Source organism: uncultured Bradyrhizobium sp. (assembly GCF_947648125.1).
Lineage (GTDB): Bacteria > Pseudomonadota > Alphaproteobacteria > Rhizobiales > Xanthobacteraceae > Bradyrhizobium.
This window is the reverse complement of record NZ_CANSMR010000003.1, coordinates 345,961-358,218: the sequence shown is the minus strand read 5'-3', so window position 1 is coordinate 358,218 and position 12,258 is coordinate 345,961. Positions and strand designations below refer to the sequence as shown.

The 12,258-nt window shown below is 65.4% G+C and carries 12 protein-coding genes; 9 read left to right on the top strand and 3 right to left on the bottom strand.

Going from position 1 to position 12,258, the window contains the following annotated elements:
* Nucleotide 1: 1 nt before the first annotated feature.
* On the bottom strand, nt 2-1,312 hold the full coding sequence (locus Q0030_RS08645) for an FAD-dependent oxidoreductase (RefSeq protein ID WP_298365420.1): 1,311 nt from the start codon (nt 1,310-1,312) through the stop codon (nt 2-4).
* A gap of 253 nt (nt 1,313-1,565) precedes the next feature.
* Between Q0030_RS08645 and Q0030_RS08640 the strand changes: the two genes are divergently transcribed.
* Nucleotides 1,566-2,201, top strand: coding sequence for a TetR/AcrR family transcriptional regulator (locus Q0030_RS08640; RefSeq protein WP_298365418.1), 636 nt, complete (start codon nt 1,566-1,568; stop codon nt 2,199-2,201).
* Nucleotides 2,202-2,226: 25 nt separating this feature from the next.
* On the opposite strand, the gene Q0030_RS08635 is transcribed toward Q0030_RS08640, so the two are convergent.
* Both Q0030_RS08635 and Q0030_RS08630 read right to left on the bottom strand, forming a co-directional pair.
* Nucleotides 2,227-3,366 (bottom strand): thiolase family protein, encoded by a 1,140-nt coding sequence (locus Q0030_RS08635; RefSeq protein ID WP_298365416.1) that lies wholly within the window; start codon nt 3,364-3,366, stop codon nt 2,227-2,229.
* Between the two features lie 18 nt (nt 3,367-3,384).
* Complete coding sequence (locus tag Q0030_RS08630; protein ID WP_298365414.1) at nt 3,385-3,804, bottom strand: zinc ribbon domain-containing protein; 420 nt, start codon at nt 3,802-3,804, stop codon at nt 3,385-3,387.
* 98 nt (nt 3,805-3,902) lie between these two features.
* Between Q0030_RS08630 and Q0030_RS08625 the strand changes: the two genes are divergently transcribed.
* The 8 genes from Q0030_RS08625 to Q0030_RS08590 all read left to right on the top strand — a co-directional run bounded on the left by Q0030_RS08625 (nt 3,903) and on the right by Q0030_RS08590 (nt 12,233).
* A complete protein-coding gene (locus Q0030_RS08625) occupies nt 3,903-4,559 on the top strand; it encodes a TetR/AcrR family transcriptional regulator (RefSeq protein ID WP_298365413.1) in 657 nt (218 codons plus the stop codon).
* Nucleotides 4,556-6,106 carry an AMP-binding protein gene (locus Q0030_RS08620; RefSeq protein ID WP_298365410.1) on the top strand — a complete coding sequence of 517 codons (1,551 nt, stop codon included), beginning with the start codon at nt 4,556-4,558 and terminating at the stop codon, nt 6,104-6,106. The genes Q0030_RS08625 and Q0030_RS08620 overlap by 4 nt, the downstream gene beginning before the upstream one ends.
* Nucleotides 6,103-6,894, top strand: coding sequence for an SDR family oxidoreductase (locus Q0030_RS08615; protein ID WP_298365408.1), 792 nt, complete (start codon nt 6,103-6,105; stop codon nt 6,892-6,894). The genes Q0030_RS08620 and Q0030_RS08615 overlap by 4 nt, the downstream gene beginning before the upstream one ends.
* Before the next feature lie 9 nt (nt 6,895-6,903).
* A complete protein-coding gene (locus Q0030_RS08610; protein WP_298365405.1) occupies nt 6,904-7,677 on the top strand; it encodes a crotonase/enoyl-CoA hydratase family protein in 774 nt (257 codons plus the stop codon).
* 2 nt (nt 7,678-7,679) lie between these two features.
* Nucleotides 7,680-8,654 carry a nitronate monooxygenase gene (locus tag Q0030_RS08605; protein WP_298365404.1) on the top strand — a complete coding sequence of 325 codons (975 nt, stop codon included), beginning with the start codon at nt 7,680-7,682 and terminating at the stop codon, nt 8,652-8,654.
* Nucleotides 8,655-8,681: 27 nt separating this feature from the next.
* The gene (locus tag Q0030_RS08600) at nt 8,682-9,899 is read left to right on the top strand and encodes an ABC transporter substrate-binding protein (protein ID WP_298365403.1); all 1,218 of its coding nucleotides are present in this window, start codon (nt 8,682-8,684) and stop codon (nt 9,897-9,899) included.
* 165 nt (nt 9,900-10,064) lie between these two features.
* A complete protein-coding gene (locus Q0030_RS08595; RefSeq protein WP_298365401.1) occupies nt 10,065-10,553 on the top strand; it encodes a DUF417 family protein in 489 nt (162 codons plus the stop codon).
* Nucleotides 10,554-11,102: 549 nt separating this feature from the next.
* The gene (locus Q0030_RS08590) at nt 11,103-12,233 is read left to right on the top strand and encodes a serine hydrolase (protein WP_298365399.1); all 1,131 of its coding nucleotides are present in this window, start codon (nt 11,103-11,105) and stop codon (nt 12,231-12,233) included.
* Nucleotides 12,234-12,258 lie beyond the last annotated feature (25 nt).

Genomic DNA, 12,258 nt, shown 5'->3' with positions numbered 1-12,258 from the left:
CTCAGACCCGGCCAGCCGATCGGCGCGGCCGCGCGGCGAAGATCGCATCGGTCACGATCTTGGCGGTCTCGGCGCAAGCCTGGGTGCCGCCATTGCCATACTGCTTCACCGCATCGCCGACGCACCACAGGCCCTCGATGCCGGTCTCGCGCGGCAGGTCGTAACCGGCGCAGCTGCGTTGCGCCGGCCAGTCGTCGCGCATCACCCGGATCGACAGGATTTTTGCCTGGTCGAAATTGGCGAACTGCTCGCGAAGGTCCTCGAGTGCGAGCGCGACTTCGGCGTCGGAGTCGAAATCGCCGAGCGCCGGCACCGGAACGGCGTAGGCGACGTAGAGATGCCAGCCGGGCGGAGCCAGCTCCGGGCAGGTGGCGGAGAGGTTCGCCATGTTGCAGATCCGGCGCGTCCTGCCGAAGGTGACGATGCCGGGGTGGTTGATCAGCGGCTCGCGGCTCGCGACATTGATGACGATATTGGCCGCCGGGCGAAGGTCGTTCTTCACCTTGGCGAGATAATCCGCCGGGAAAGCTTCGCTGCCGGCGAGCGCGACGGTGGCCTTCGGTCCCGCATTGCTGATCACGAGATCGGTGTCGATCCGAACCTTCTCGCCATCCCTGAGCGCGGTGACGCCCTCGACGCGGCCGTTGGCGGTGTGGATCGTGGTCGCCGGTGTGCCGAGCCAGATGTCGCCATTGCGCCGGATCGCGCTCCCAAGACTGTTCCAGACGCCGATCGTGCCCTGCGGGCAGAAGCCGAACTTCTTGAAGGCACCCTTGCTGGTGAAATAAGTGAGGAAGGCGCGGGCTGGCAGCTCGGCAGCATTGCAGGCGAAGATCGCTGCGCAGAGATTGCGGAACAGCGCATGCACGGTGGCGTTGCTGGTGTAGCCCTTCAGCCAGTCCTCGGTTGATTGCCGCCCGTCAGGCAGATTGCCGGAACGGGCGTCGGCGAATTTCTCCAGGATGCGCGAGGCCTGTTTCGTCAGCTGCCCGAGCAGCAGCGACCAGCCGCCGCGGCCGACATCGATCACCTTGCCGTCGATGAAGAACGAGCTCGCAGGCTCCGGCGCGCGGATGTCGAGCGGAGCTCCGACGGTGTGGAAGGTCTCCTCGAACACGCCGCCGAACTCGATCGCGATCGCGCCGATATTGACCTTGAAGCCCTCGATCTCCTCGGTCGAGGCGCGCCCGCCGAGCCGGTCCTTGTCGTCGACGACGAGCGTATGCAGCCCGCCATGGGCAAGCCGCGCCGCGGCGCACAGCCCGCCGGCGCCGGCTCCGATCACGACAGCATCGACTTTATGAGAATCCACGCGCAGCCTCCCTCAATGCCGCCGGGTTGGTCCCGGCGTGCGCAATCTGCTTGCTTGATGGCAGGCACTCTAATATAATCCGACCGGTCGTTCAAATTATTTTTTGACGCAGGTCAATGAGCCGGTGTCGCTTGCTCGACGAGTTCTGGTGGATGGTGCCCGCAAAGAGGAGGAGGGCGTGGAGCGGCGGTAGTATAGAGAGACGGGTGCCGTCCGATTCCGGCGGCGCCGATGGTGCACGAGAGACGCGGGTATGGCGCGGACGCGCTCAGAAAACTACGACGAGATCCAGCGGGGCATTCTCACCACCGCCTGCGGCCTGTTCGCACGGCAGGGCTACATGCGTGCCTCGATCGCCGACCTTGCGGATGCCTGCAAGCTGTCGCGCGGCGCGCTGTACCATTATTTCGACTCGAAGGAAGCGATCCTGTTCGCGATCCTCGATGCGCATATCCGCGAGATGATTGCCGATGTCGAGGCCGCGATGGCCGGCAAGACGGCGACGCTGGAGCAGTTCCGCGCCGCGATCCAGGCCATCGTCGCGCTGAATGCGCGCTCGAGCGACGAGCAGCGCGTCATCCTCAACGACCTCTCGTTCCTGGGCGAGACCGAGCAGGATGCGATCAAGGCGCTGGAGCGGCAGTTGGTCGACATGATCTCGGATCTTCTGGTCAAGCTCGACAAGGAAGGCAAGATCGTCAAGCGGACCAAGAAGATCTACAGCATGATGCTGTTCGGCATCCTGAACTTCAGCCACACCTGGTACGACCCGAAGGGCGGCGTCGACCCCGGCGAGTTCGCCGACATGGTGGTGGACCTGTTCCTGTACGGCTTCACCATGCCGGTGCCGGCGAAGGATGCCGCGCGGCCGCTGCGCCAGCGCGCGTGAGCTGGCGCGTTTTCGAGCGGTTGCGTCACCGTTGCAGGATGTGCACGTAACAGACCGCGCCGACGCCGACCATATGCGCCAGCCCAATCCGCGCGCCGCCATGCTGGCGCGGGCCGGCCTCGCCACGCAGCTGCATCACGATCTCGCCGATCTGGCCGATACCGGTGGGACCGATCGGATGTCCCATCGCGATCAGGCCGCCGGAGGGATTGATCGCGCATTGCCCGCCGATATCGAGCGCACCGTCCTTCAGCATGCGAACGCCATGTCCTTCGGGGCAGAGGCCGATGCTTTCGATGTAATGCAGTTCCTCGACCGTGAAGGCGTCGTGCAGCTCGATGATGTCGAGATCCTTCGGCGCCAGTTTGGCCTGCGCCAGAGCAAGATCGGCGGTCTCCTGGGTGAGCGCGGCGTCGAAGCCGGCGCCGGGCGGATAGACCCGCTCGCTGCGGCCGACCGAGGCCGTGGTGCGGATGGCACGGCCGGCGTCGATGCCTAGTCGGCGAATGCCGTCCTCGGATGCGACGATCACCGCCGCGGCGCCTTCGCCGATCGGCGTGCATTGCAGTGACGTCAGCGACCCCGACACCCGCTTGCCGCCGAGCACCTCGTCGAGCGTGCGCTCCTGCTGCCGCTGCGCATTGGGATTCTTGGCGCCGTTGCGGTGGTTCTTCACCGCGACGAGTGCGATATCGTCGGTCGAGGCGTTGTGCCGGACCGCATATTCATTGGTCAGCAGCGCGAAATGCGTGAAGGGCACAATGGCGTCCTCGGCGAGGTTTCCGAGGCCGGTGTCCGGGCGCCGCACCGGATTGCGCTTGTCGACACCAATTGCCAGCGCAACATCGGAGATGCCGCTTGCGACCTCAATACAGGCATGGCGGAACGCGGTTGATCCGGAGGCCGACGCATTTTCGACATGCATCAGCGGCGCGCCGGTCGCGCCGAGATGGCGCAGCATTGGCCGTCCCGACGCCATGCCGAGCAGCGCGGTCGCGACATAAGTCGATTCAACCGCGGGCCATTCGATGCGCGCATCTGCAAGTGCGGCGCGGATCGCGGTGAGGCCGAGCTCCACATAGGGCGTCTCGCTCGGGTTCTGGTAGCGGTGCCAGCCGATGCCGACGACGTAGACCGGCCGCAGCTCATTGAGTGATCGTGTCATGGCAAACCTCCGGATCAATCAGGATGCGACGCTGAAGCGGAGATCGAGCACGGTCTCGCCGCTCTCGGTCTGTCCGACTGCGGCGAGCGTGCCGGCCACGCGCTGCCCCGGCGCAACCGGTGCGCTGCCGTCGGCCAGCAGGGTGCGGATCACGGGCCCGTCGTCGAGCGCGACCTTGACGATGGTGAAGGGGGCAGGGCGGTTCTTGTCGGCGTGCAGGTGAACGGTCGCTTCGGCGAGCAGCGTTCCATGGGCCGAGAGCTCGCAAGGCGTCAGCGCATCGCCATGGCTGCCGCAGCGCTCGCAGCCATAGGTCTGCATCGGGAAGAAGACGTATCCGCAGCGGCAGCGGCCGCCCATGAGGCGGGCGGTCGGCCCGGCCCCGTCGCTCGATCCTACGGAATACAGGCCTGGTTTCAATAGCTTGTTCGATAGCATGCGTTTCCTCCAAAGAAACTTGTTGACCAACCAACAAACATTATTCTAGCTTGAATGCAAGCAAGAAGTCGCCGCACGGCAAAAGGGAGCGAAGCTGAATGGCACGAGCAGTTCGACGCGCGCAGGAGCCACAAGGTAAGGCGCCCGTGTCGGTGTCACGGCGGACCCAGGTCGAGCGGCGCGATGAAGCGGAGCGGCGGATCCTCGAAGCGGCCGCGCTGATCGTCGCCGAAAACGGGCTCGAGGCGATCACGCTGGCGGAGGCCGGCGAACGCGCCGGCTACAGCCGCGGTCTGCCGTCGCACTATTTCAAGACCAAGGCCGATCTGTTGTCGGCGCTCGGCACCTACATCATCGAATCCTTCATCACCGAGCGCCGCGCCTCCGCGCCGGGGCTGACCGGCTACGACAGCCTGCTCGCGTCGTGCCGATACTACTTCGTGATGCCGGCGCGGAATCCTGTGATGGCGCGCGCCTTTCACGCCGTGCTGGCCGGCGCGCTTACCGTGCCGCCGATCACGGCCACCGTGGCGAAACTCAATCGCGAAACCCGAGGCGAAATCGCCGCCGCCCTCAGGGCGGGAATGGCCGAGGGCCGGTTGCGCGCCGATCTCGATCCGGAGACCGAAAGCGCGCTCATCCTCGCGTCGCTGCGCGGATCGGTGGCGCAGTGGCTGGTCGATCCGGAGGGACTGGATCTCGATGTCGTCAGCGCGCACTTCATCGCGACGCTCGAACGGAGGCTGGCGAAATGAGCATCCTGCCGAACAGCGTCGAATATTGGGCCGCCAATCGCCCCGACGATGTCGCCTTCATCGAGGGCGATCGCCGGATGACATGGTCGCAGCTCAACGACGCGGCGAACCGCGTTGCGCATGGCCTCGCGGCCCGCGGCGTGGTCGCGGGCGACATCGTGGTGCTGCGGACCCAGATCCGGATCGAGTGGCCGATCCTGAGCGAGGCGATCGGCAAGCTGCGCTGCTCGCTGCTCGGCCTGAACTGGCGGCTGACCCCGCCGGAGACGCAGTACGTGCTGTCCAACAGCGGCGCCCAGGTCATCGTCTGCGACGATGACGATCCGGCTGCGCTGAAGCCCGCATTCGAGGGCTTGCCGATCAAGCTCGCGGTCTCGATCGGTGCGGCGTCGCCCGGCTTCGTCGCATTCTCCGAACTGATCAACACGCCTGCCGAGCCGCCGCTGCATTCAACCGGCCGGCCGCCGCTGATCCTCTACACCTCAGGCACCACGGGCCTGCCCAAGGGCGTGGTCTCGGTGGTGCAGCCGGGCGTGCAGATGGATCAACGCACCAGCGAATATCTCAGCGACGTGGCGCAGACCCGCCGCGGCCAGCCGGGCGGCGTCTCGCTGCTGACGCTGCCGCTGCATCATGGCGCCGGCCCGTCGCAGGTCTGGGGTGCGATCCAACTCGGCAATCCGGTGATCCTGATGCGCCGCTTCGATCCGGAAGGCGTGCTTCGCCTGATCGCAAAGCATCGCGTCACCTACTGGACCGGCGTTCCCACCATGTACAAGCGCCTCGCCGCGCTGCCGAAGGACGTGCTCGACGCTTACGACGTGTCGTCGATCCGCGCGCTGTCGGTCGGCGCAGCGCCGGTGCCTTACGAGCTCAAGCGCTGGATCATCCGCTATTTCGGCTCGGGCGTGCTGGGCGAAGGATACGGCGCGACCGAAGTCGGCATGATCAGCTTCCTGCCGCCCGAGATGCAGGAACGCAAGCCCGGGTCCAGCGGCCGCCCGCACAAGCATGTCGACATCTCGATTCGCGATGCCGAGGGACGCGAGCTGCCGCACAACCAATCCGGCGAGATCTGGATCAGGACGCCGGTGACGATCCGCTCCTATCTGAACGGCAAGCCGCTCGGAACCGACACGCGCGACGACGATGGATATTTCCGCGTCGGCGATGTCGGGATGCTCGACGACGACGGCTATCTGTTCATCACCGATCGCGCCAAGGACATGATCATTGCCGGTGGCGTCAACATCTATCCGGCCGAGATCGAGGCCGCGATCCTCAGGCATCCCGACGTGCAGGACGCAGCTGTCATCGGCATCCCCGACGACGAGTTCGGCGAGCAGGTCAAGGCGTTCTGCGAGCTGAAGCCGGGCCACATGACCGACGAGGCCGCGATCCTCAACTTCTGCCGCGACCATCTTGCTTCGTACAAGCGGCCCAAGACGCTGTCGATCGTCGATGAACTGCCACGCAACACCATGGGCAAGTTGCTCAAGCGCGAATTGCGCGAGCCCTACTGGAAGGGACGGGAGAGAAACGTATGAGTGATATTCTTGATCTGAACGGCAAGGTGACGTTGATTACCGGCGCGGGCCAGGGCGTCGGGCGCCAGATCGCGCTGCATTTCGCCGCGCACAACGCGGCCGGCATCGTCGTCAACGATTACTTCCTCGATCGCGCCGAGCAGGTCGCGCGGGAAATCAACGCCGCCGGCGGCAAGGCGGTCGCGGTGCAGGCCGACGTCACCGATCTCGTCTCGGTCAAGGTGATGGTCGGCAGGGCCGAGCAGGCCTTCGGCCCGATCGACGTGCTCGTCAACAATGCCGGCAACGCCGGCGCGACCCCCGATCCCGATGCGCGCAAGCCGTTCTGGGAGACCGGCCCCGAGGTCTGGAACAGCTTCATCGGCGTCAATCTCTACGGCGTCATCAACTGCGCCTCGGCCTGCATCCCGCAGATGATCGAGCGCAAGGGCGGCCGCATCGTCACCATCATCTCGGATGCCGGCCGCGCCGGCGAGGCGGGCCTCGAGGTCTATTCAGGCGCAAAGGCGGGCGCCGCGGGCTTCACGCGCGCGGTCGCGCGCTCGCTCGGCCGCCACAATATCACGGCGAACTGCGTGGCGATTGCCGCAACGCTGACGCCGGCGATCGAGGCGCGGCTGAAGGCCGATCCCGAGCGGCAGAAGAAGATGATGGAGAAATACGTCATTCGTCGCCCGGGCCTGCCGTCCGACGTCGCCAACATGGTGCTGTTCCTTGCCTCCGACGCGAGCGCGTGGATCACCGGCCAGACCTATCCGGTCAATGGCGGCTTTACCTTCGCATTGTGAGGCGCATCGATGAGCACTGAGAACGAACAGGTCGTTCTGACCGAACGGCGCGGCCACATCCTCGTCGTCACGCTGAACCGTCCCGAAGCGCGCAACGCGTGCAACGTCGCGCTCGCGCGCGGCATCTCCGATGCGATGGATCTGCTCGACGCCGAGGACGCGCTGTTCGCCGGCGTCATCACCGGCGCGGGCGGCAACTTCTCGGCCGGTGCGGATCTCAAGGCGGTTGCGCGCGGCGAGCGCAGCGTGACCGAACGCGGTGGCTTCGGCTTGTTTCGCCGGCCGCCGCGCAAGCCGCTGATCGCAGCCGTCGAGGGCTATGCCGTCGGCGGCGGGCTCGAGCTTTGCCTGTCCTGCGATCTCATCGTCGCCGCGCGGGACGCCAAGATGGGCCTGCCGGAAGTCCGGCACAATGTCGTTGCTATCGGCGGCGGCCTGTTCCGGCTGCCGAAGCGGATCCCCTATCACGTCGCCATGGAGCTGGCGCTGACCGGGCAGTTCAAGGGCGCGGAGTACTTCGAACGCCTCGGCCTCGTGAACCGGATCGTCGAACCCGGACAAGCGCTCGAGGCGGCGGTTGCCTTCGCCAACGAGCTCCTCGTCAACGGCCCGACGGCGCTTGCCGCCTCGAAGGAGATCATCTTTCAGGCCGCGAACTGGACCGATGAAGAGGGATGGACCGCGCAGGGGCCGATCGCGGAACGCGCGCTGAAGTCCGAAGATCGCACCGAGGGGCTGAAGGCGTTCGCCGAGAAGCGCAAGCCGGTCTGGAAGGGGCGCTGATCATGCAATCCGCTGCCCGCCGGAGCGCGCTTCCCGCTGCGATCGCAGATCGGCTTCGCCTGCCGCTGATCGCGGCTCCCATGCTGCGCGTCTCCGGCGTCGATCTCGTGACGGCAGTCTGCCGCTCCGGCGCGATCGGCGCGTTTCCGACCGCGAACGCCCGCTCGGTCGAGGAGCTCGATGCCTGGCTCACCCAGATCGAGCGCAATGTCGCCGAGCTCGGCCGTCCCGCCGCGCCGCACTGCCCGAACCTCATCATCCGCCAGCCGCGCTTCAAGGACGATCTCGCTTGTCTCGTCCGGCACAAGGTCGAGATGGTCATCACCAGTGTGGGGTCGCCCGCGGCGGCGGTCGCGCCGCTGCATGATGTCGGCTGTCTCGTGTTCGCGGACATTGCCTCACTCCGTCATGCCGAGAAGGCGATCGAGGCGGGAGCCGACGGTTTGATCCTGCTCACGGCGGGTGCCGGCGGACAGACCGGCTGGGCCAATCCGTTCGCTTTCGTGCGCGCGGTGCGCGCCATGTTCGACGGTCCGGTCGTGCTCGCAGGCGGCGTGACTGATGGCACCGCGCTCGCCGCGGCGCGGCTGCTCGGCTGCGATCTCGCCTATATGGGAACGCGCTTCATTGCGGCGCGCGAGAGCATGGCGAGCGATGCCTATCGGCGAATGCTGGTCGACAGTACGCTCGATGACATCATGCTGACGAAGGCCTTCACCGGCCTCGATGCCAGCATGCTGCGGCCCTCGATCGTCGCCGCGGGTCTCGATCCCGCAAATCTCGACGAGTCCGTGTCGGAAGCGCGGGCGCGCGAGAAGTTCGGCGGCAAGAAGGAGGCGGGAGGACCGCGGCGCTGGATCGAGGTCTGGAGCGCCGGTCATTCGGTTTCCGGCGTGCACGTGGTGACCGGAGCCGCCGACATCGTCGATGAGATCGCCGCGCAATATCACATGACATTCGAAAGAGGCGCCGCATAAGGCGTCCAGATCCAGTGGAGGAAACCCATGAAGACGATCAGCCGTCGAACGCTGCTCGGGACAGCGGCTTCTGGCCTCGCGGCATCCATTGGCGGCAAGGCATTTGCCGGCGCCTCCTATGATCCCGGTGCCAGCGATCTGGAAATCCGCATCGGGCAGTTCGGACCGCTCAGCGGTCCGGTGTCGTCGTTCGGCGTGCTTGCCAACGCCATGGATGCCTATTTCCGCATGCTGAATGACGCCGGCGGCATCAACGGCCGCAAGATCAAGTTCATCAATTATGACGACGCCTACAGCCCGCCGAAGTCGGTCGAAGCGGCGCGGCGCCTGGTCGAAGGCGACGAGGTGCTGTTCATCGCGGGCGCGATGGGCACGCCGGGCAACATCGCCGTGCAGAAATATATGAATACGCGCAAGGTCCCGCAGCTGTTCCTCGCCGCTGCCGCCAGCAAGCTGTCGGACCCGGCAGCCAATCCATGGACCATGGTTGGCGGATCGACCTACGAGATCGAGGGAGGTGTCGTCGGCCGCTACATCGCTGCCACCATGCCCGAAGCGAGGATCGGCCTGCTGTATCAGAACGACGATGCCGGCAAGGCAACGCTGGCAGGCCTGAAGACTGGTCTCGGCGCCAGGACCGCACAGATCACGTCCGAGCTGAACTACTCGGTCGGCGATCCGACCATCGATTCCCAGATCGTTCAGATGAAACTGTCCGGCGCCGACGTGGTGTTCCTCATCACTATCCCGAAGATGGCGAGCCAGGCACTGCGCAAGATGGCCGCGCTCGAATGGCGGCCGCAGATATTTCTCGGTGCAGGCAATGCCTCGGTGCGCGCGACGCTGAAGCCCGCCGGTTTCGAGACCGCGCAAGGCATTCTCGCGTTTGCGACACGGATGGACCCCGGCAATCCGCTCTGGGCCGACGCGCCTGACATGAAGCAATACATGGCGTTCCTCGACCGCTACGTCCCGAACGCCGATCGCGCCGACGACCTCTACGCCATCGGCTATACCGCCGCGGCAACCGCCGCCCACGTCGTCGGGCAATGTGGCGACCAGCTGACGCGGGCCAACATCCTGCACCAGGCGACCAACCTGAAGCACTTCGCGGCGCCCCTTCTCATTCCCGGGATCACCCTCAACACCACGCCGAGCGACTATGTACCGATCAAGCAGTTTCAGCTGATGCGGTTCAAGGGCGAAGCCTACGAGAAGGTCGGCGAGTTGCTCACCGCGGCTTGAGGCTGCGGCCGTCCGCCGTCCCTGCCGATCACCTCATCTGCACATCCTTGTGAAGGACGTGACGGCCTCCCGCGCGTAACGCGCGCGGGGCGCGCTGCGTAATCCTGCCACGAACGCCACAGGCACGGCTAATGGTGGCATCGCAGCGAGGGAAGAAACATCCGCATGAATCTGTCGTTCAACATCGCCGAACACGGCGAGGGGTCTTATCGTCTGCTCGCGATCCTGCGCTGGGTCATGGTGGTGATCTTCGTGTCGTTCGGCATGCAGAAGTTCACGCCGCAGTCGGCGCAAGGCATCGCGCAATTCATCAGCAACAGCCCGTTCGTCTCGTGGCTGTCGGTGTTCGGCCTTCGCGGCGAGGCCTATGTGCTCGGCGTCACGGAATTCAGCATCGCCGTGCTGCTTGCCGCCGGTGCGTTCAGCCCGATCCTGTCTGCAATCGGCTCATTGATGGGCGTGATCACCTTTGCGGTGACCTGGTCGTTCTTCTTCACGACACCGGGTGTGGTGAAGTGGAGCCTGTCGACCGACCCGATGGCCTGGAACCTGGCCGGCGAGTTCCTGTTCAAGGACATCGTGCTGCTCTGCGTCTGCCTAGTGCTGCTGTTCGCCTCGTTGCCGCGGTCGATCGTCCGGTCGCGGACCGGATAGGTGCGCGCGCGCCGCGCGTTCGATAGTTAAGCCATGCTTAACCACGGCATCGCGCGCGTCCTGCATCGGGAACAGGACAATCCGTCGCAGGCAGCAGTATCTTGTCAATCGAATCCCATGGGCCTATGCAACCCTTGATTGACGAATTGTTGCTAGTAAGAAATCGTCCCCGGTTGGGAGCGGAATGTGACGACGTCAGACATATCGGCGGTGAGCCCGGCAAGCGTCGGTATTGCCTCTCCGTCGCAGCACATTTTCCGTATTCTCAAACGTCCCGCATTTTTTAGTTCCATTGCAGTTCCCGCGCCGTGGCTGGAGTGGGAGGGCGGTCGCGATCGCGGGTTCCGGAAGTGACCGCCGGAACAGCGATCGGGCCGCCCGTTCCCCAGCGGAACGGGTGACGGGGCAAGACGCGCGATCGTGAATTCGGACGCTTGGGTTCCACCGCTAGGATCGCGATGTCGCCATCTCTCGATGGCTGAACAGGTCTCCACCTGCGGGTCACATCGCACCATCGTCCTGAATTCGTTCTGCATGAGACAATGGCTCTTGAGACAATGGCTCTTCGCCCGGATCGCGGCCGTCCTGCTCGCCGTTGCCGCTAGCGTGCTGACGGCGGCGCGGGCTAATTCCGACATGGATGCGCAGATCAGGGACATCGTGACGACGGAACTGGCGCCGACCGCGACGGCGGCCGATCCGGGCGGCCTTGCCGCGGCGGTCTATGCCGGCGGCCGGGTCGCCTTGTTCAACTACGGTTTCGCCGACACTGCGGCCAAGCGGCCGGTCACCTCGGACACGCTGTTCAACCTCGCCTCGCTGCGCAAGCTGTTCGAAGCGACACTGGTCGCGCTCGGCACCGAGCGCGGCGAGTTGCGGCTGGACGATCCCGTCGGCAAGTATCTGCCCGAGCTGCACGGGGACTATATCAGCCGCGTCACGGTCGGCGAGCTCGTCAACCATACATCGGGGTTGCTGCTGCCGACCGATCATCCGCCCTGGCCGAACGAGACCTTCAGCCGCGATCAGTTCATCGCGATGCTCAACGCCTGGACGCCCCAGAAGGGAGAGCAGCCGGGCAAGCAGCGCATCTACAGCCATGCCGGCTATGTCCTGCTGCAACTGGTGCTGGAGCAGCGCTATCGCATGCCGATCGCGACGTTGATCGAGAGCCGTATTCTCAAGCCGCTCGGCATGACCTCGACCTTCGTGCCGGATCGTGGCGAGGACAATCGCGCGGCGTTGGCACCGGAGATCATGCAGCGCATGGTCCAGGGCTACTCCCACGACGGCACGGCGATCGGCCCGCCCGGCAATCAGCAGAGCTATTACGATTTTCCCGGCACCGGCCAGATGTTCTCGTCGGCGCGCGATCTCGGCATGCTGCTGCGCGCCTGTCTCGACGGCGCGGTGATCGATCCGCAATTGCGCGCCGCATTGCAGATGACCATGCGCGAGAGTTTTCGTGTCGATGCGAAGTTCGGGCAGGCGATGGCGTGGGAGCATGTGCGGCTGGACGGCGTCACCGTCATCGACAAGCCCGGTGGCCTCAACAATGCCTCGGCCTATATCGGCCTGGTGCCGGCGCGCCGGTTCGGCATCGTGCTGCTCGCCAATCGCGGCGACTATCCGCACGAGATCGCGCGCTACAGAATTCTGCCGGCACTCGCGCGGCTCTGATCAAAACCAAAATACCCTAGCGATA